Annotated in this window: 12 protein-coding genes and 1 other RNA gene; 4 read left to right on the top strand and 9 right to left on the bottom strand. The window is 40.6% G+C overall.

The window, feature by feature from the left end:
• Nucleotides 1–30: 30 nt before the first annotated feature.
• The 5 genes from ABEG20_RS01065 to ABEG20_RS01045 all read right to left on the bottom strand — a co-directional run bounded on the left by ABEG20_RS01065 (nt 31) and on the right by ABEG20_RS01045 (nt 9,405).
• A complete protein-coding gene (locus tag ABEG20_RS01065) occupies nt 31–528 on the bottom strand; it encodes a phosphoheptose isomerase (RefSeq protein ID WP_025142534.1) in 498 nt (165 codons plus the stop codon).
• Between the two features lie 414 nt (nt 529–942).
• On the bottom strand, nt 943–2,499 hold the full coding sequence (locus ABEG20_RS01060; RefSeq protein WP_406825570.1) for a RagB/SusD family nutrient uptake outer membrane protein: 1,557 nt from the start codon (nt 2,497–2,499) through the stop codon (nt 943–945).
• Nucleotides 2,500–2,525: 26 nt separating this feature from the next.
• Nucleotides 2,526–5,726: a SusC/RagA family TonB-linked outer membrane protein gene (locus tag ABEG20_RS01055; protein ID WP_406825569.1), complete on the bottom strand. Its 3,201-nt coding sequence runs from the start codon at nt 5,724–5,726 to the stop codon at nt 2,526–2,528.
• 910 nt (nt 5,727–6,636) lie between these two features.
• The gene (gene katG / locus ABEG20_RS01050; protein ID WP_406825568.1) at nt 6,637–8,913 is read right to left on the bottom strand and encodes a catalase/peroxidase HPI; all 2,277 of its coding nucleotides are present in this window, start codon (nt 8,911–8,913) and stop codon (nt 6,637–6,639) included.
• A gap of 156 nt (nt 8,914–9,069) precedes the next feature.
• On the bottom strand, nt 9,070–9,405 hold the full coding sequence (locus ABEG20_RS01045; protein WP_406825567.1) for a winged helix-turn-helix transcriptional regulator: 336 nt from the start codon (nt 9,403–9,405) through the stop codon (nt 9,070–9,072).
• A gap of 112 nt (nt 9,406–9,517) precedes the next feature.
• Between ABEG20_RS01045 and ABEG20_RS01040 the strand changes: the two genes are divergently transcribed.
• The gene (locus ABEG20_RS01040) at nt 9,518–10,384 is read left to right on the top strand and encodes an SDR family oxidoreductase (RefSeq protein ID WP_406825566.1); all 867 of its coding nucleotides are present in this window, start codon (nt 9,518–9,520) and stop codon (nt 10,382–10,384) included.
• Between the two features lie 312 nt (nt 10,385–10,696).
• Here ABEG20_RS01040 and ABEG20_RS01035 read toward each other — a convergent pair whose 3' ends face one another.
• From ABEG20_RS01035 to ssrA, 3 genes are all read right to left on the bottom strand, one after another.
• Nucleotides 10,697–11,479 (bottom strand): nucleotidyl transferase AbiEii/AbiGii toxin family protein, encoded by a 783-nt coding sequence (locus ABEG20_RS01035; protein WP_406825565.1) that lies wholly within the window; start codon nt 11,477–11,479, stop codon nt 10,697–10,699.
• Complete coding sequence (locus ABEG20_RS01030) at nt 11,476–12,282, bottom strand: type IV toxin-antitoxin system AbiEi family antitoxin (RefSeq protein WP_406825564.1); 807 nt, start codon at nt 12,280–12,282, stop codon at nt 11,476–11,478. Before ABEG20_RS01030 ends, ABEG20_RS01035 begins: the two co-directional genes overlap by 4 nt.
• Nucleotides 12,283–12,671: 389 nt before the next feature.
• Nucleotides 12,672–13,038: a transfer-messenger RNA gene (ssrA, locus tag ABEG20_RS01025) on the bottom strand.
• Between the two features lie 387 nt (nt 13,039–13,425).
• On the opposite strand from ssrA, the gene ABEG20_RS01020 reads away from it, so the two are divergent.
• The 3 genes from ABEG20_RS01020 (at nt 13,426) to ABEG20_RS01010 (ending at nt 16,878) form a co-directional block, all read left to right on the top strand.
• The gene (locus tag ABEG20_RS01020; protein ID WP_406825563.1) at nt 13,426–14,016 is read left to right on the top strand and encodes a GIN domain-containing protein; all 591 of its coding nucleotides are present in this window, start codon (nt 13,426–13,428) and stop codon (nt 14,014–14,016) included.
• 260 nt (nt 14,017–14,276) lie between these two features.
• A complete protein-coding gene (locus ABEG20_RS01015) occupies nt 14,277–15,395 on the top strand; it encodes an alpha/beta hydrolase-fold protein (protein ID WP_406825562.1) in 1,119 nt (372 codons plus the stop codon).
• A gap of 313 nt (nt 15,396–15,708) precedes the next feature.
• A complete protein-coding gene (locus ABEG20_RS01010) occupies nt 15,709–16,878 on the top strand; it encodes an alpha/beta hydrolase-fold protein (protein WP_406825561.1) in 1,170 nt (389 codons plus the stop codon).
• Nucleotides 16,879–17,056: 178 nt separating this feature from the next.
• On the opposite strand, the gene ABEG20_RS01005 is transcribed toward ABEG20_RS01010, so the two are convergent.
• Nucleotides 17,057–19,975: a glycosyl hydrolase 115 family protein gene (locus ABEG20_RS01005; protein ID WP_406825560.1), complete on the bottom strand. Its 2,919-nt coding sequence runs from the start codon at nt 19,973–19,975 to the stop codon at nt 17,057–17,059.
• Nucleotides 19,976–20,221: the final 246 nt, after the last annotated feature.

Genomic DNA, 20,221 nt, shown 5'->3' with positions numbered 1-20,221 from the left:
TATAGAACAGGATGCTATTTTGATTATTTATTATCTACCGAAATCGTCTTGAACACGTACGATATCGCTTTCATCTGATGGGTTTGAAGCATCGGTATGCTGCCAAATCTCAGCAACTACTCCCCAATCTTCTAAACCAATTAAACGGTGACGTTCACCTTGCTGTAATTTAATCTGGTCTTTTGGTGCATATTTTTTTACTTCGCCTTCTTCGTCAGTCTGGCTGGTTTTGATGCCAACCGTGCCGGTAACCACTTGCCAGATTTCTGCCCTGCGGTGGTGGTATTGCCAAGATAAACGTGTATTCGGTGCAACGATTAAAATTTTCGGACTTAATTTACCACCAATTTTAAGGTCTTCAACATTTAATCCATCAAAATAAGTATCGGCAAATTGTTGCGCCTGCGCTTCATCTATTACAAAGAAACCACCCCAAGGACGGGTTTCATCGCGGTTTACTACATTAAAACCTTCAATTTTTAAACGTTGTGCTACGCTTTCGAATATTTCTTTTTTGTCGTTTGTCATTGATAAAATATTAACTTTTCTAATGATTGTCGAGGTGCACAGGAATTTGTTGATCTCCTGTGTGGTTCTATAATTTGCTGCAAAAATAAGCCTAATAAATTAAAAAATCTCTTTCCCGTCCTTTATTTTTCAAACACAGTTCATGAATTGCCTTAAAATCCATGTATAAGCTGTTTAGCAGTGGCAATTATTGATTATTACAGACTGATAAATTTTGTAGTGATGGTTACTAAGTGTTGGACAAATCTTCATTATGAACACTGCTGATAATGTGATTAATTTATTATTGATGGTCGGTGTGACACCAACCATTAGAAAAAAAACAGCAACGGATGCATCAATGTATCAGGCACCCGCTGTTATTAAAAATTATTGATGGTCGGCGTGACACCGACCATTAGAAAAATACTATTGTTAATAACCTGGATTCGGAGTTAGATTCGGGTTATTTTTGATTTCCGGAGTAGGAATCGGAAACAATAAATGTTTGGTTTGCAAAGGTTGGTTTACACTTTGATTAATGTGACCAACAAAATTATCAAAACCATTGGTGGTTTCATTATACACTTTACGCAAGCGGACCATATCAAACCAGATAATGCCTTCGTAACACAGCTCGTGCCAGCGTTCTCTCCACACGGCTTCTTCAAACTGTGTTTGGCTCAAACCTGCAAGATCAGCCAGTTGCGCTCTTTTTCGTATGGTGTTTATCGCAGCATAGGCAGCAACATTCGGACTACCATCCGCCCTGTTTTGTGCTTCGGCATAAATTAATAAGGTTTCGGCATAACGAATCTGTGGAATGTTCAAATCGCTCCTGCTGGTTCCCTCCACGCCTAGTGTTCCATTTGCAATCAGATCAAAGTGTTTAAAAATATAAGGTTTACCACGGTTAACCAGCGGCATTTTAAATCCATCGGTATAATAATCAGTAAAGAAATAACCTTCTCTGTTTTTAGCCCTTAAATCTCCTGCCTCATACGAACCATAAAAACTTGTGGTTGGAATAGCCGTTCCAATCCCATCAATTTTAGAAACCAATGGCTGGTGTAGGGGTAAATAAGATGACTGCAGGGGGTTACCAGATCCGGCAGCATCATTGTACTGGATTCCGAATAAATGCTCTACTTTATTGTCATTCTTTGCATCGTGCAGGGCTCCATAATTAGCGAACAATCCAAGTGATGATGGGTTCCCCGTTGAATAATCGATTACCTCTTTGGCTTTATCTGCAGCTAATTTATAATAAGCTGCTCCTTTGTTAAGGGGTTGCCCGGCCATGGTTAAATATACTTTTGCCAATTCAGATTTAATTGCTGCTGTAGAAACACGTCCACTGGCATCCATAAACGGCAAACCAGCCGCTTCTGCGGCAATCAGATCGTCAACAATCAATTTGTAAACCTGTTCCTGTGGCGTACGTGAAGGAGCAAAATTGGGATCATTAGGACTGGTAATCGGTTTGGTAATTAAAGGCACATCTCCCCATAAACGCACCAGGTAAAAATAGGCCCAGGCCCTGATGAAAGCAGCCTCTCCCAAAATTCTTTTTTTCTGCGCATTATCCATCGGGTTAATGCCCGGCACCTTATCCAATACGAGGTTGGCCTGTGCTATTACTTTATAAAATCCGTTCCAGTTCTGGTTAACATGCAGGTTTGTACCGTCATAAATGAGTGAATATAAATTGTTCAGATCGGAGTTTTGTGCGGTTTCGGTAGATTGTATGCCGGTTGGTGCATCCAGCATCTGCCAGTTACTGGAATAAATACCGGCACCGTTCCCTATAAACCGAAGCTCTGCATAAACCGCAGCAATACCTGCTTCTGCATGTTCTGGTAAAGTATAAAAATTATCGGGCGAAAGATTAGTAGGATCTGATTCATCCAAAAACTTCTTACATCCCGAATTCCCGATGATAGCGCTGCTTAGCAACAATAAAACAGCGATATTTTTTATGTTTATTCTCATGTTAATATCCTTTAGTTGGTTAATGTTTATAATCCAATGTTTAAACCTACCATGAAAGTAGTTGGCTTTGGATAATCGAAAAATGTCTGACCTTGTGCAAATGCGTTTCCATAAGTAGTTACCTCAGGATCGTTACCGGTATATTTGGTGGCCAGGAAGAAATTCTGGACAGATGCATAAACACGGAGTTTGCTTAAGCGTAATTTTTCGACAAGTGTTTTATCAAAAGTATAACCCAGTAAAAGGTTTTTTCCACGGATGAAAGAACCGTCTTCTAACCAATGGGTATCTACGTTAGTTACATATCCGGCAGACTGATCTCTGATGGCGGCAATTGGTGTATTTTGATTCTGAGGTGTCCAGGCATTTAGTACGCTGGCAAAACTATTGGCCTGTACCTGTCTGTCTTCACCTGAATGATGGGTCATATTCAACACATCATTACCATAAGAATATTGAAGTTCTACAATCAGCTCTAAGTTTTTATAACGAAAGGAGTTACCTAACGACCCCCAGCCTTTCGGTGTTCCATTCCCAATAATCTGACGGTCTGCATCTGTAATGGCGTGGTCTCCGTTTACATCTAAATATTTAATATCTCCGGGAAGCAAGGTTTTACCACCACGGTAACTCACAAATTTGGCAGCTTCTGCTCTTTCAGCCTCGCTCCAGGTACCTAAACGTACCAATCCCCAGAAAGACCCCACTGGCTCACCAACCCTGATAATACCCGTCTGGTTGGTGAAATTTGGATTACCCACCCCAAAAATATCATCAGGAGTGGCCAAAGAAAGTACTTTGTTGCGGTTAAGGGAGATATTGAAGCTGGTTTTCCAGGTAAAATTGTCTGTTTGTATGTTTACCGTATTGATTCCTAAATCTAAACCTTTGTTCTGCATTGACCCGATATTTTTTCTGATTACTGAATACCCTGTGGTACGCGGAACCGGGGCATCCAATAACATATCGGTTGTTTTTCTATAATAAAGATCAGCCTCTAAATTAATGCGGTTGTTAAACAAGCCTAATTCTAAACCTGCATCAACCTGTGCTGTTTTTTCCCAAACCAGGTCCGGATTGGCCAACCTGCCGATACCAATGCCCGTTACCCTGCTATCGTTAATAATAGCAGCATTATTCACCAATGTAGCGAGCGACTGATAGGCAGGAAGCTCTGAGTTACCACTTAAACCATAACTGGTTCTTAGTTTTAAGTTAGAGATGGTTTTGTTTCCTTTAAGAAAATCTTCGTCTGAGGCTTTCCAGGCCAATGCTGCCGAAGGGAAAAAGGCGAATTTATGGTTATCTCCGAATTTGGATGATCCATCTACCCTACCGGTAAAAGTAACCAGGTATTTATCTTTAAAAGCATAGTTTAATCTTCCGAAATAAGAGTTAAAAGCTGATCTGTTCCGGCTGGAACCTACTGTAATCGATTTACTTCCGGAGCCCATGTTATTGTTTCCATAAAAATCGGTTACAAAATTCTCGGCATGGCTGGTATTGCTGAAGAAGTTGGTCGCCTGCCAGGAGATCCCCAATAAAGCATTAATGGCATGCGATTCGGCAAAACGTTTGTTATAGGTTAAATAGTTTTCTAATGACCAGAAGGTTTCCCGATCGTTGGTTACATTTGCCGTTCCATTCTGTCCATCAGAGATCCCGTATAATTGTTTCGCATTGTATTCGTTAATGTTACGGCTTACAATATTGGCCCCTAACTGGGTACGGAACTCTAAATCTTTGCTAAAGCTAATGGTAGAATAAATACTCCCCAAAGCAGTTTGGGTAACCATACCATATTTTTGATCAGTTAAAATGTGTACCGGATTGGAGCCTCCTTCTGCCCATGGAATCAGCTTATTATCGCCCCACTTGCCATCTGCCAGTTTAATGGGCAGAAAAGGGAATGCTTCTGTTATCATACGCACTGAATTTAAGCCGCCCGTACCTTGATCAACAATGTTTTCATTTTGGTTATTGTAGCTCAAATTACCGCCAACCTTTAACCATGGTTTAATTTTACTATCAAAATTAAACCGGCCCGAATAACGTTTTAAATAAGAATTTAGTAAAAGCCCCTGGTCATCGCGATAGCCTGCAAAAACACCATAAGTGCTGTTTTCGTTTCCACCTGTAAAACCCAGCTGGTGATTTTGTGAAAGTTTATTCTGAGTAGATTCTTTTAACCAGTCAGTATTATATAATGGATTTCCATTGCTGTCAAAAAATTGCGGCAAGGCAATCCTGGCGGCTTTGGGAACAGGTGTGGAGGCATAACTGCCTGCTGCCCAACCTACCGGATCGTAAACTTTGATATTTTCGTAAGCCAGGTCCTGTACTTTAACATACTCGTAAGCATCAAGCATCTTAACATGGTGTGCTGCCAGGGTATTGATACCAAAATCCGCATCATAGGTAATGCGTTGAAGATTTGCTGTACCTTTTTTAGTGGTAATTAAAATTACCCCGTTTGCGCCCCTTGCACCGTAGATGGCCGTCGAAGAAGCATCCTTTAGTACCTCTACTGAAGCGATATCGCTTGGGTTAATGTAATCGATAGCGTTACTATTCTGTGTTTGCGACCCTACCGGCAAAGCCACACCATCTACTACATAAAGCGGATTGTTACTTGTATTAATTGAACTAAATCCACGGATTTTGATATTCGTCTGCCCGCCCGGTCTACCAGAGTTGGTATTTACCTGCACACCAGAAATACGGCCGGCTAATGCCTGGTTTAATGATGAAGACGGACGTTCCTGAAGTTCACTTGCTTTAACCACACCAACAGATCCTGTTAGGTCTGTTTTTTTCACCGACCCATAACCAATCACCACCACTTCATCTAGCTTGTTGGCTTCGGCGGGCGCCATTTTAACGCTGATGTTAGCTTCACTGCCCACAGTAACATCTTTATTTTGATAGCCTATATAAGAGAAACGGATTACGTCGTTTGTATTGGCTTCAATGCTGAACTTACCAGTGTCATCAGTTACAGCGGTTTTACCTGACGAAATGTTTTTGATGCCAACTCCCGGAATAGGCATGTTTTTTTCGTCCAACACGGTTCCTGTAATTACCTTTCTGTTTTGGATATGCGCCAAAGGCATATCTGGGCCGGAAAACCCCTCGGGTTTTTCAACAACCGGATTCATCGAAAAAGCAGGACTATTGAGCACTAAAAGCACAGCAAGCCCTGAAATCTTAAGTAGATTAATTTTCATTGGTTTAGGTTTAGTAATTGGTTAGTTAATAGTATAATCAGCTGCCAGCAGCGAAAGCGATTCATCATTCCTTACAATCGGCAGGCTTTGAGTAAACTTTTGCGTGATCGAAGATCCTATACAAATGGATTACAACTACAGCAATCTAAAATACAAAGACATAAATTGCTAGCGAAACGAAATAAATGCCTGAGCTCACCGTCATATTTGGTTACTGATAAATCGTTTTATCAAGTCAATATTAGATATTTTATCACAAAATGAAGAATAATATTTAGAATACTAGAAATACATTTGCGTACAACTTAAATTACAGTATAATTACTTTGACAAAAACTGAAATTTTTGAGTGAATAATCCAGAAAAATAAAAAACAGCTATACACTAAACAGCTATCATTCAAATATTTAGACATATTTTCAAGAATTCGATAAAAAAAATTAACTGATCAAGATAAACTCTATTAATTTTCGTGAAGAAGAAATGATTCAACATCGATAATGATGCGATTGTAACAGCACCATATATAAACTAGAAAGCCTCATATTTCTATGAGGCCAATTATTTTGTTTTATTTGCATCCACAGAATAAAACTAAACCAAACAAACTAATGAGCTTATAAGACAAATCAGTTTGAGAATTGTTTTTACAAATAAAAAATATTTTAATATTTTTTATTTGGGTGATGGAAAAGCAGATACTGCAAAGTGATATTGGTATCAGACCAATGATAAAAATGTGATAATATAAATTAAAGAGGCGGTATTATAGATAGAATTGTCATCCTGAGCTTGTCGAAGGGCTTGTTTTAAATGACCTAAAAGGCGTTTCGACAGGCTCAACGTGACAAACCGAAGTGAATTACAATCTACAATACAGCCTCTTTATAAATTTGCTTTGTATTTCTAATTAATTTAAATCAAAACGATCTAAATTCATGACTTTATTCCAGGTAGCCACAAAGTCTTTCACAAATTTATCTTGTGCATCAGCACTGGCATAAACCTCAGCAATTGCCCTAAGCTCTGCGTTAGAACCAAATACCAGATCGGCACGGGTTGCGGTCCATTTTGGCTGACCAGTTGAACGGCTGATTCCCATATATAGCTCCTTATCATCCGCAATGGCTTTCCAGGCGGTTTCCATATCTAATAAATTGACAAAGAAGTCGTTGGTCAGCTGACCTGGTTTTGTAGTCAGCACGCCATTTTTAGACCCATCGAAATTAGCATCCATTGCACGCAAACCACCTACTAGTACCGTTAATTCAGGTGCTGTTAAAGTAAGTAGCTGAGCTTTATCAATCAGGAATTCTTCAGTAGGAACCGGAGATTTAGATTTACGATAGTTACGGAAACCATCAGCGGCCGGCTCTAAATAACCAAAAGATTCTATGTCAGTCTGCGCTTGCGAAGCATCCATCCGGCCAGGTGTAAATGGTACCATAACTGAATGTCCGGCATCGGTAGCCGCTTTTTCTACTGCAGCAACACCTGCCAACACAATTAAATCGGCCAATGATACTTTTTTGCCATCAAGTTGTGCTGCATTAAATTCATTTTGAATTCCTTCCAATACACCCAGCACTTTTTGCAATTGCGGTGGATTGTTAACGGCCCAATCTTTTTGCGGCGCCAAACGGATCCTTGCGCCATTAGCACCACCGCGTTTATCAGAACCACGGAAGGTAGAGGCAGAAGCCCATGCCGTAGAAACCAGTTCTGAAACACTCAATCCGGAAGCCAATACTTTTGCTTTCAGTGCAGCAACATCATTTTCGTTGATTAATACATGATCAACAGCAGGTATCGGATCCTGCCATAGCAATTCTTCCTGTGGTACCTCTGGTCCCAGGTAACGTGCTACTGGCCCCATATCACGGTGGGTTAATTTAAACCATGCTCTTGCAAATGCATCCGCAAACTGATCAGGATTTTCCAGGAAACGTCTTGATATTTTTTCATAAGCAGGGTCGAATCTTAAAGAAAGATCGGTGGTTAGCATGGTTGGCAGGTGTTTTTTCGATCCATCAAAAGCATCAGGAATAATGGCATCTGCATTGATCGCTTTCCACTGATGTGCGCCAGCAGGACTTTTTGTCAATTCCCATTCAAATCCAAAAAGATTTTCGAAAAAATTATTGCTCCATTGTGTTGGTGTAGTGGTCCAGATCACTTCTAATCCACTCGTAATCGCATCAGCACCTTTACCAGAACCATAACTGTTGCTCCATCCAAAACCCTGGCTCTCGATACCGGCAGCTTCAGGCTCTTTGCCCACATGATCTGCTGAAGCAGCCCCATGGGTTTTACCAAAAGTATGCCCACCTGCAATCAAGGCTACCGTTTCTTCATCATCCATAGCCATGCGACCAAAAGTATCACGAATATCTTTAGCGGCAAGAATCGGGTCAGGATTACCATCCGGTCCTTCAGGATTTACATATATTAATCCCATCTGCACGGCTGCAAGTGGTTTTTCTAAATTACGCGAGTGTACATCACCATCAGCATCATCATCTGTAACCACCACGCCGTGTGCTTTATCTGCACCATCAGAACCATGCCCATAACGAAGATCGCCACCCAACCAGGTGGTCTCCGAACCCCAATATACCGACTCATCAGCTTCCCAAACATCCTCACGGCCACCGGCAAAACCAAAGGTTTTAAAACCCATCGATTCTAAGGCAACATTCCCGGTTAAGATCATTAAATCCGCCCACGAAATTTTGCGACCGTATTTTTGTTTAATCGGCCAAAGTAACCTGCGGGCTTTATCAAGACTCACATTGTCTGGCCAGCTGTTAAGCGGAGCAAAACGCTGTAAGCCGGCACCAGCACCTCCCCGGCCATCGCCCACCCGGTAAGTACCGGCACTGTGCCAGGCCATGCGGATAAACAAACCGCCATAGTGACCAAAATCTGCCGGCCACCAATCCTGCGAATCAGTCATCAGTGCATGAAGGTCTGCTTTCAAGGCAGCGAGATCTAAACTTTTAAAAGCCTCAGCATAATCAAATCCGTCATCCATTGGGTTAGATAAGCTGGAATGCTGACGTAAAATACTCAACTTTAACTGTTTGGGCCACCAATCTCCATTTCTGGTTCCGCCACCTGCTACATTACTCTTCATGCTGCCGTTATGGAACGGGCATTTGCTGATATCGTTCGATTCTTTTTCCATTATGTATAATATTTTGTTAGTAAAAATCTGATCTGTTATTAAAAATTAACCGATGATTAAAATTAAAGAATAGAAATAACTAATCACAATCATTTAATTCTATAATGAAATAGTTAGAATCTATTAAGCTGATGGCTCAGGGATTTTATGGGAGCTTTATTTCACCTTCGTAAGCGTGTCAATACTTTTCCTTTGCCAGGCTGCTATATCAATCAACAACGGGCAAAGGGTTTTTCCAAAATCAGTGAGTGTATAGTCTACCCGGGGAGGCAGCTCCTTATACTGTGTCCTGCTGATCAGGCCATCAGCTTCTAGTTCTCTCAATTGATTGGTTAACACCTTTTTTGAAATTGCAGGTATCCTTACCTGGATTTCGCCAAATCGCCTGGTATTTTTTGAAAGTATATATAAAATGGGCAGTTTCCACCGCCCTCCAAAAAGCGCTATGGTTGCTGTAACAGGACAGTCTGCATGATCTAATTCATTTTCCATTAGTCACTTTTAGGTTACCACTTTTTGTCTTGTTATCAATGGCAAGGGTAACTTTTCAAAATCAATATTTGTTTCTTTACATCACAAAAGTAATTAATCTTAAACAAAAAATATGATTTTAGTAACCGGTGCTACAGGTAATTTAGGCAAAGCAACCATTAATACATTATTGAACAGAGGAGTATCCCCAAACGATATTACTGCATTGGTAAGAGATGAAACTAAGTCGGTAGAATTGCAATCAAAAGGAATTCAAATAAAAATTGGCGACTATCAGGATTTTGAGTCTTTAAAAAGGGCCTTGCAGAACGTGGAAAAGCTGCTACTTATATCTTCGTCATCACCTATTCCCAAAAGGTTTGAGCAGCACAAAAATGTTATCAATGCAGCCAAGGAAACAGGTATTAGCCATACGATCTATACGAGCTTTGAAATGAAAAACTTACAGCAAAGTGTAATGGGTGAGGAAGTTAATTATCACGCATACACAGCTGATTATCTTAAGCAAATGGCCATTCCTTATACTTTAATGAATAATACCATGTATGCTGACATGATTCCATTTCTTTCTGGAAAGGATATATTAAACAATGGTATTTCCATCCCTGCAGGAGACGGCAAAACGCCCTTTTTGCCTATAGCAGAAATGGCTGAAGCGATAGCTGTTATACTCACTACTCCTTGCCACGAAAACAAAGAATATGTCATCGCCGCAGAAACCGCTTTCTCTTTCGCGGAGATAGCAGACCTACTATCAGATGTTACCAGAAAAAAGATCACTTATCACCAACCTGAGATCAGCTCATACATTGCGCAGCTTATACAGAGCGGTCTTTCTAAGGATGATGCAGCGTACATTGCGAGGTTCTCCGGAGCAATTGCTAACGGAGAATTCGATACCCATAAAAGTGATGTAAAGCAACTATTAGGCAGAAATCCGACCAGTTTAAAAGATTTTTTACAAAAAATATACGGTTAATTAATAGCCGTAAATATTATATTGAAGCTCTTATTGGTTGGTCTCATGGCCGAGCAATAAAAGCTTTAAAAAAACAAAATCCCCATCAATTGATGAGGATTCGTGGTGGAGCCGAAGGGAGTCGAACCCTTGTCCAGTTGTGAGATAAATTATACCTTCTACATGCTTATTTTTCAGTTGATTTTCGGGAAATAAACGGGCTGAAAACCGACCTTATTTTATTTATAACCTTAGATACTTTGTATCACTTTAAGTCGTATCCCCTTAAAGCCAGCTTTGTACTTAAGGCACATCTATCGTTTTTTGTTCATTTTATATCTTTTCCAGCAACTCTGCTTTTACAAATTTGTAAGCTTCAGAAACCTTAAAAGATAGACTAGGTCTTAACAACCCTTCCATATCTCCCAAGAAATCTTGATCTGAGATTTTCTTTTCCATATTTTCCAGAAATTCTTTCTTTGTTACATTATTACCCTCTTCCCTCATGTAAAATTCCCATGCTTCAATAATTGCCATTGGGTCGACATTACCTTGGGTTATCGCAAACCACATATCAAATAGATCTCTTCCTTTTCGTCTTTGATAGAGCGCACGCATTTTAGTGCCCAATAACTTTGCTAACTGATACGAAGGTATTGAAACCTCACCTTTATACCATTCAGACTGCATAGCATATTTTACACCCTTAATACCAAAAATGGTATGATGTTCACGGCAATTAACTTCGACCTTTAATCTCAATGGAATTCCTCCTTCTGAATCAAAGCGGTATACCAATGTGTTATTGTGTTGTTTTTGTTTACGTATTGGTTTATCACCCAGGAAAGATAATACATCACGAAGCTTATCCATAATTGGCCCGAATGGTTCAGCTGTGATTTGCACTAAATCGATATCTTCAGAATACCTTGCGGCCGGTGAAAGATATAATTTATGTAATGCCGTTCCACCTCTAAATGCCAATCTCTCTTTTAAATATTCATTGCTATATATTGCCATTAAAGCCCGCTCAATAATCAGATCTTGTTCTACCTGGAAATCCTCCTGCCAGGGAGCTTTCTTACGCCATGCTGTTATATATGCCTGTGGAATCATAAATCTGTTTCTATTTCTAAATTTTGTACAACTTTCCAGTCGTTACCGGTTACCATCTCGGGCTTTTCCTTTTGCGGTCTTAATAGTATCGGGAAATAATTCACCGTTTTTAAATAATCTTTTATTGGTTCGGTTAAATCCCGTATATTCAAAATCTCTTCTAGCAGAAAGCCTAAACGTTGAACAGCAGTTACAGGAGAATAACGTTTTGCTATGTCAAGCATTTTATCAGCATCTATACTTTCACAGAGTTCTTCCAACACTGTTGCAACCCTATTAAGACCGCCAGCCTGTTCAAAATAATTAACCAAGTCCAAAGCGGTTAATTCCGGAGATGATACTTTTATATATCCTGTGTCAACTTTTTTTTGAACAATATCACTTTTTGCCCATTCCTTTTTTATGTAGAAATTTATTTTCAGGTTGTCATTATTGATATTCCTTAAGGTTGGTTTCATTGTGATTACCGAAAAAGATTGCGGCTGCTGGTGTGCGGCTCCATAATAAGCGGCTGCATTTAATAAGCCAACGTAATACTCTTTCTCTAAAAACTTCATCAGCTCTGAAACAAATAAGGATGGAGGAAGAATGCCCTTAAGCCGATATTCAGGAGTGATGACTACATAAAACCCATTTCTTATCAAGGCAATTTCTTTCTTCTTTTTAAGCCGCTGTAGCGCCTTCTTAATCGCCTCATCTGATTGTGCAAACTTGTTCCGTACCTCCGTCAATGAAAAGGCATACTTTCCATTGGAACGCAGGTCATTAATAAAGTCTTCTAAGTAACCGGATTGCCGCATCATTAAGTTTTTGTTTGACAAAAGGGATGTTAACTATCCCTTTTTGCAGATGTAAACTTAATTATTATTTAATTTAAAACAAGTTTTAATTGCTACAATTCTTATATGTATACAGCTAGACAAAATATTTGCATTATTTTCTATCATAAAAATGAGTCCTGATTTTGATACAAAATTTGAACAGTTTATAAAAGAGTTGCAATTTGATTAATATGATACGAGTCACTATATAACAGTTTATTAATAGCTTATTTTGCTCTTTGGACGCTTATTTGGGAATTCGATGGATCCGAACCCTGGCTGTCTCAACAAAGAAACAATACACTGAAAATCAATTAATTAACATTATTACATATAAATAAAAAAACCGAACTTTTAGGGTTCGGTTTTTTTAGTGGAGCCGAAGGGAGTCGAACCCTTGTCCAGTTGTGAGATAAATTATACCTTCTACATGCTTATTTTTCAGTTGATTTTCGGGAAATAAACGGGCTGAAAACCGACCTTATTTAAATCCTTAGATACTTGATCTCACTTTAAGTCGCATCTCCTTAAAGCCAGCTTTGTTGTTTCGATGCCCCAGGTTCTAACCCAACAATGCAGCAGTTAGAGGGACAAAAGCTAAGCTAGTTCTAAACTAGGCAGCTAAGGCGTAAGTATTTTCGCCAACTAAAATTTGATCGTTCACTTTAAGTGCTCTCCGAACAACGCACTGCATGCTAACATAACTTTCGCCACCCCGTCAAATCCAAGAACGGCCCCGGAGAAAGTTTTTCTGATACAAATACCAGACCACAAATATACTAAAAACTGCGTAGAATCACAATTCCCTTTATCGTCTATATAAAGCTATGCTCCGGATCAACATCGATTTGATTATTGCCCAAACGGAAAGGCTTAACCACACAGGCAACCATAAAACTCATCCTCACTGGCAAAAAAGAAATATAATCATCTATTCAAAGAAAGAAAACCGCGAAAAATCCACAGCGACAATCCTCTTTTTGTCTTTAAATTACAGGCGTTGGTCGATCAGCTTCCCAAGCTGGTATAATGCTACGATTTACGCTGAAACGTTTCCGGTGCCTGCACGTCTTAATATCAGAACAATCAATATAAAACATTATAAAAAATTAAAACTTAAAGCATATGAAAACTTTATTCAAAACATTATTCGCATCATCTTTAGCATTGGTATTATCTACTTCTGCAGTATTATCAGCTCATGCAACTGAAACCATCAACCCAGTTCATGCTTCAAAGGTATTGAGCTTCAAACGCATTAAAGTAAAAGGAAATGTAGAGCTGACCATTATACAGGGGAAACGTACGGGAATTAGCTATGCAGATGAAAATACGGGAAAAGTTAAGGTTATGCAAAGCGGAGATGGTTTAGAGATTACCGCTCTGGATAACAGCACAGCGAAACTGACCATTTACGTAAATGATATTTACCGCATCCATGCCATGGATCATGCTAAAGTAAAAACACAGGGTAAAATTAATACGCAATACCTGCAGGTTTTTCTGAGCGGAAATGCATCACTGAACTTAACCTCACAGACTGAAGGATTGTATACCGTAATTGAAGATCAGGCTGACTTAACCTTAAGCGGCTCAACCAATGACCATATGCTGGTAATGGGCAAGGGACAAAAGTTGACAATGGACAAATTTGTTGCCACGAATACCAAAACCAGCTTAAACACAGAGAATGCATTAGCCCTACTTAACAAATAAATAGAATTATATTTTGGTTCAGGCGGTCTGTTTACAGGCCGCTTTTTTTGTTGGTCAAGAAAGCCGAACATTTGGCATAATTGAAGAGAATTTGTTCCTTCAAAAGATTTGCTAAACATTATCCGAATACCATTAAACATTTCTGCTATAAAACTAAACAATCTGCGCAACCTAAAATGAGTGAATCAATTATCTTTAATAAATCTGCTTAACGTTTCATATAGAAGGTAAGGCGTACTAAACAACTTAATCAACCAAATATGATGAAATTCAAATTTTTGATAATCGCGCTGGGCGCAAGCCTTAACTATGGTATGTGCCAGGCTCAAACCAACCCAGTGGCGATTACAGAAGACTTTAAACCTGCGGTAACCAACCAGCCCGGACAGGAGTTCCCGCAGGTCAATTCGCAAGGTTACGCGCGGTTCCGCATTAAAGCGCCGCAGGCAGATAGCATCCGGGTAAGTCTTGGTCTGGGAGGACAAGGCGGAACCAAACTCACCAAAACGGGCGACGGATTTTTTATTGGTACCACTGCAGGTGCAATGGATGAGGGTTTCCACTATTATCATCTGACTATTGATGGTGGCGTATTCAATGACCCAGGCGCGATGAACTATTTTGGCTCATCACGCTGGGAAAGTGGAATTGAAATCCCGGCCAGGGATGAAGATTTTTACGCCAATAAAAATGTAGCCCACGGAAATGTGCAGCAGATACTTTTCCCTTCAAAGAGCACCAATTCCTCACGCAGGGCCTACGTGTATACGCCGCCAGGTTATGGTAAAGATAAACAACGCTTTCCGGTACTGTATCTGCAACATGGATGGGGTGAAGACGAAACGGCCTGGAGTAATCAGGGCCGCGCGAACCTGATCATGGACAACCTCATTGCAGAAGGGAAAATTAAGCCGTTTATCATCGTGATGACCTATGGAATGACCAATGAAACCAAATGGGGACGCATGAAAGACTTTAAGATTGATGGTTTTCAAACCTTATTAACTGAAGAGCTGATTCCGTATATAGATAATAATTTTTCGACGATAAAAACTTCAAATGGCCGTGCCATGGCGGGATTGTCGATGGGCGGCATGGAGACGCATACCATTACGCTTAATAAACCCGAACTTTTTGGCTACTTTGCGCTGCTAAGTGGCGGAACATACAACCCTTCTGAGCTGAAAGACAAAACAAAACCGAGATTAATTTTTATAAGCTGTGGCAGCAAAGAACGTCCTGATGGCGTAAAAAATGCTGTTGCCACATTAAAAGAAGCGGGCTACAATGCAGTTTCTTATGTTTCTGAAAATACCGGCCACGAATTTCAGACCTGGCGACGGAGCCTCCGTGAACTTGCCCCACTATTGTTTAAATAGATTATTCCGGCAACCTGTATAAAAGTCAATACGTGAAGAATCGTTATTGCGAGAAGGCTTTTTCAGCCGACGAGGCAATCTTTATAACAAGGATAATAGCATGATAGATTGCCTCGTCGTTCCTCCTTATAATGATGATGATAAGAATAGACTTTATTTCTGGCTTCCCTCCCGCTGTCATCCTGAGCGTAGTCGAAGGATCTTTTGCGAAAGCCTAAGCTTCGAAAGTTGATGATTGACAGGGTTTTCAACTACGTTCATACTAACATACGAAATATTTTTTTTAATCTTAAACAGGCGCTAATTATTAAACATGAAAGCTAAAAACGTTATTTTCTTCTTTGCAGGCTGTTTATTTAGCCAGGTATGTTTAGCCCAGGCTGAACTGAAGTCTGATTTAAAAGCATTCAGACCGGCAGAAAGCAATCAGCCAGGCAAATTATTCCCCCAGGTAAACATGGAAGGCAAAGTGAAGGCAAGCCTATATGCACCTCAGGCGGCTAATGTCCAGCTGGATCTGGGCGGGAAAAAATATGAGATGACCAAAAATGAGGCAGGTCTTTGGACAGGTGAATCTGAACCACAGGACGAAAGTTTTCATTATTACCAGCTTAATATGGATGGCGCTTCAATTCCGGATCCTAACAGTCGTTATTTCTACGGTGCAGGAAGACTGGGCAGCGGTATCGAAGTCCCCGCTGATGATGAAGCATTTTATGCCTTGCAAAAGGTACCTCATGGCCTGGTGAGTGAAAATTTTTATTATTCTGATTTAACTAAAAGCTGGAGAAGGTGTTTTATCTACACACCGGCAGGTTATTACGAGAACAACCAGTCGCGTTTCCCTGTACTTTATCTTCAACATGGAAGCTTTGAGGATGAAACGGGTTGGGTTAATCAGGGAAAAGCAAATTTAATCCTGGATAATTTAATCGCGCAAAATAAGGCGAAACCGATGATCATCGTTACGGATAATGGTTACGCACTTAAACCAGAAGAAAATGAAACGAAGGGCAAAGGACAGGGTATTTCAATTTTTGAAGATGTACTGATTAAAGAAGTCATCCCGATGATCGATAAACGCTTCCGCACCCTGGCCGACCGGGAACACCGGGCTATTGCCGGGCTCTCCATGGGTGCGAACCAAACCATGCGCATTGTGATGAAAAATATGGATAAGTTCGCCTATTATGGTGGCTTTAGCGGTACCTCCAATTATCCGAGCACGGATGTAATCGATCCAAACGTATTTATGGAAGGAAAGTTTAAAAATGGAACGGAAGTGAATAACAAGCTTAAGCTATTCTGGCTAGGACTAGGCAGCAAAGAACCTGCCCCCTTTCCTAAATCTGTTGGCGCATTCAAGTCCATGCTGGACCAACAAGGAATTAAGTATACTTATTACGAATCTCCGAAAACAGCGCATGAATGGCTTACCTGGAGACGCAGCCTGCAAAATTTTACGCCTTTGTTGTTTAGGTAGGATACCTTGAGTTAGATAATTGAGAATATATTCTGGCATCCTGAACCAAATTTTCAGATTTAAGTGGGCGTCATGCTGATCCGATAGCAACGGATCAGCATGACGAATGGAAAATAAAAACGTACATAACTCAACGACAAAATTAAGCCTCTAAATTACCTTAAATAACCTCCAATAACTATTTTACAACCTCATTTTCTATCGGCCCAAGGTAACTTGTGGGTAGTTTATCCCGATAGATAATTATTTTTTCCAGCACTACTGCCGGATCAACCATCCATATTTTTACGGTATGCCTGCCAGGAACTTTAAAGAAATGTGAAGAGGTAAGCGTTCTGGCATTATCCTTTACCGCATTTGCCCAACTGGCATCAGACCCTGATGCGCTGGGCTTGGCTATAATGGACAGGGTTTGCGGGGCCACACCATCTACCGAAATCCCCACCCTTAATCCTTCCGGGTAGAAATTTACACTAGGCCCCACCACCAAATCGATTTTAACCTCGCCACTATCTGCAAAGAAAACAGGATATTCCAATGTAGGCGCCCCAGGTTGATCAAGCGATGCAGAAATTACCGGAAAAACCGACATACCCGATTCTCCCCTTCCATAACCGGGTATAGCTTCCCAGCTTATGCCATTTCTGCTTACCTTTTTACTTGCCTGAAAAGCCTCAAATGCAATTGGTGCACCTAAACTGGCAAAGCTTCCTTTTGCTTCTGCCAACTGTTTCGTTGTTGCTTTGCTGGCTTTAACTTTAATCACCACCATGGTCTTATCATCTGCTATCTGGATTTTACCCTCATGCTTGCCACCGCTGAGTTTGGCCCAGTCAATATCCACCAGTACCCTGTAGTCATTTGTTCCGGGAACACTTTCCTTTTTCAAACGGATCCAGTGATTGGATTTCAGTTCGAAATTGATTGGGGCGGATCCTTTTGCAAAAACTTCAATGTAAGATTGCGATTGATTTAAAGATTCAAATGGCGCAAGCGTAGGCGCCGGAATATTTGACGTTGAGGGCCAGCTCGCAGATGAACCATCTATGGCTACGCCAAAGCCAGACGTTGAAGGCACCTGGATTTCGTCTGTTTTGGGCATAATATTTTTCTTTGGATCGTTCCAGCTGGTATATCCAATCCTCACCTGATCCATCATATGATTCCACTTACCACCTGCCATTTTAAGATTATATTCATCACTAAGCTGCTGATCCTGTTTAAAAAGATGGAGGGCAAGATTGCGCTGAAGATTGGTAGCTGCCCTCCCCTGCTTAAAATACAACTGGTTTTTACCTACAGCAATATATAAATCGGTAACTGTTTTCATCGCCTGGATGGGGTAATATACCAATTGATAAAATGCATCTTTATATTGCTGTGGCAACTTATTATTCACCTCCTCTGCCCTGTCGCTTAATGTGCTCCATTCCATGGCAACGCGCTGCGCTTCACTGAAGTTTACCAGACTAAAAGTTTCTGGCCCCAGCAGTTCAGGTTTGCGCCTGGTTGTATATTTGGAGTACAAGCTCACCAAACCTGCAATTTCTTTCGCCTGGCCAGATCCAAATTCACGTGTTGCCCAGTGCAGCAGAAAACCTGACAACTTTTCCCGGCTCATCGCCGTGGGGTTCCAGGCCATCCGTAAAAAGAACTCTATGGGAATCTCCATGGGTTTCAGGTCGCCCACATTGACCACCCAAATACGGTTCGCCCCATACTGATAGGCTAAATTCATCTGCTCCCAAACTTTTGGCAGGGCTGTGGTATTTAACCATTTATAATTTCTGGGTGCGCCAACATAATCAAAGTGATAATATATTCCTGATCCACCGCTCCGTTTGCGTTCCTGCGCAGTGGGCAAATGCCGTAAATTGCCCCAGTTATCATCAGCCCACAACAGGGTAATGTCATCCGGAACTTTCATTCCGAAATCGTAATAATCTTTTACTTCTTTGTATAAAGCCCAGAGCTGTGGTATCTTTTCTACGGGCTTTTCCATATTTTCTGTAAGGATTTTGCGCTGATCAGTAATGATATTTTCCAGCAGCTTTACATTAGCTGCCATATCTCCGCCTTCTACCATCGGTTCGTCTCCGTCTCCACGCATCCCCATCGTTACCAGGCTTTCGTAGTTTTTGTTTCTTTTAATTCCCTCCTGCCAGAAAGCGTTTAAGCCCTGAGGGTTTGTGGCATAGTTCCAGGCGCCAACCCCATGTTTCTTCCATTCCTGTTGTGCGCGGATCATGGGTTCATGATGGGAAGTACCCATCACAACGCCATATTCATCAGCGATACGTGGATTTTCTGGATCATCTTCATTAAATGCATTACTCCACATGGCAGGCCAAAGGTAATTGGCCCTCAGGCGGAGCAGCAGCTCAAACATGTGGGTATACATTTTACTGTTCATCCCACCAAACTTTTCTTTGGCCCAACCTGTCATGGCCGGGGCTTCATCATTAATAAATATACCACGGTATTTAACTGCCGGTTCTCCTGAACTGTAACTTCCGGAAAGCGCAAAAGCACTTTTGCGTGTTTTTGGTGGAACATCGGCCCACCAATACCATGGCGATACACCTAACTGTTCTGATACTTCATATATGCCATATATTGTTCCCCTTTTGTCGCTTCCTGCAATAACCAATGCCTGGTCTACCCCAGGAAACGGTTTTTTGACCGTGGATATCATAAAGCTTTCCCACTTGCCGGAAATGGTAGATTTAATCAGCTTTCCTGTGTTGATGAGCTGATCAATAAGTTTGTTTTTACCCAGCGTGCCGATAAGAATCACCATTTTGCCCGAAGGGCTGGCACTTTTTAACTCCGGCTTCAGGCCCGACACGCGAAAAAAATCATCCCTTAAATCGCCGATTGCCCTTATCACGCCTTTGTAATCATTCGTATCATAAAAAATATTCGCCGCTCTTCCTTTTTCTATCAGTGTAAAATCGTCTTTGTTACTTCTGGTTTCCTGAATGAATTGTTTTGCCAACCCCAAACTTGTCTGGGCTTTCGTGTCATTAATCCAAAAAGAGAAAAGAATAAGAAGCGTAAAGAAAATATGGCTTTTTTTAAAAGAATTTATTGGCATTAGGGAAATAAATTAGGTTCTTGATTGATTGTTATTTGTTAGGCTACAGCGGTATCTCAGCTAAGGAAGCAGCGTTTTAGCAGGTAGGTTTTATTTCCTGATGCGCAAAAACAATTGTCTAAGTGCATAAACATATTGAACAATTAAGTTTCGGAATTAATTTTTTAGGCTTTTATTTGTCCAAAATCTTCTGAACAAAAAAAAAGGAGGCACTTTTATAAAAACGAATGAGCGACATCAATTGAC

The organism is Pedobacter sp. KACC 23697 (genome assembly GCF_045348445.1).
Lineage (GTDB): Bacteria > Bacteroidota > Bacteroidia > Sphingobacteriales > Sphingobacteriaceae > Pedobacter.
Note: the sequence above shows the minus strand (reverse complement) of the source record. Positions and strands in the feature narration are given on the sequence as shown.

What these genes read in the sequence shown, in the direction of transcription:
- ABEG20_RS01065 (WP_025142534.1), bottom strand. Translation starts at nt 528, where the DNA reads ATGACAAACGACAAAAAAGAAATATTCGAAAGCGTAGCACAACGTTTA.
- ABEG20_RS01060 (WP_406825570.1), bottom strand. Translation starts at nt 2,499, where the DNA reads ATGAGAATAAACATAAAAAATATCGCTGTTTTATTGTTGCTAAGCAGC.
- ABEG20_RS01055 (WP_406825569.1), bottom strand. Translation starts at nt 5,726, where the DNA reads ATGAAAATTAATCTACTTAAGATTTCAGGGCTTGCTGTGCTTTTAGTG.
- katG (WP_406825568.1), bottom strand. Translation starts at nt 8,913, where the DNA reads ATGGAAAAAGAATCGAACGATATCAGCAAATGCCCGTTCCATAACGGC.
- ABEG20_RS01045 (WP_406825567.1), bottom strand. Translation starts at nt 9,405, where the DNA reads ATGGAAAATGAATTAGATCATGCAGACTGTCCTGTTACAGCAACCATA.
- ABEG20_RS01040 (WP_406825566.1), top strand. Translation starts at nt 9,518, where the DNA reads ATGATTTTAGTAACCGGTGCTACAGGTAATTTAGGCAAAGCAACCATT.
- ABEG20_RS01035 (WP_406825565.1), bottom strand. Translation starts at nt 11,479, where the DNA reads ATGATTCCACAGGCATATATAACAGCATGGCGTAAGAAAGCTCCCTGG.
- ABEG20_RS01030 (WP_406825564.1), bottom strand. Translation starts at nt 12,282, where the DNA reads ATGATGCGGCAATCCGGTTACTTAGAAGACTTTATTAATGACCTGCGT.
- ABEG20_RS01020 (WP_406825563.1), top strand. Translation starts at nt 13,426, where the DNA reads ATGAAAACTTTATTCAAAACATTATTCGCATCATCTTTAGCATTGGTA.
- ABEG20_RS01015 (WP_406825562.1), top strand. Translation starts at nt 14,277, where the DNA reads ATGATGAAATTCAAATTTTTGATAATCGCGCTGGGCGCAAGCCTTAAC.
- ABEG20_RS01010 (WP_406825561.1), top strand. Translation starts at nt 15,709, where the DNA reads ATGAAAGCTAAAAACGTTATTTTCTTCTTTGCAGGCTGTTTATTTAGC.
- ABEG20_RS01005 (WP_406825560.1), bottom strand. Translation starts at nt 19,975, where the DNA reads ATGCCAATAAATTCTTTTAAAAAAAGCCATATTTTCTTTACGCTTCTT.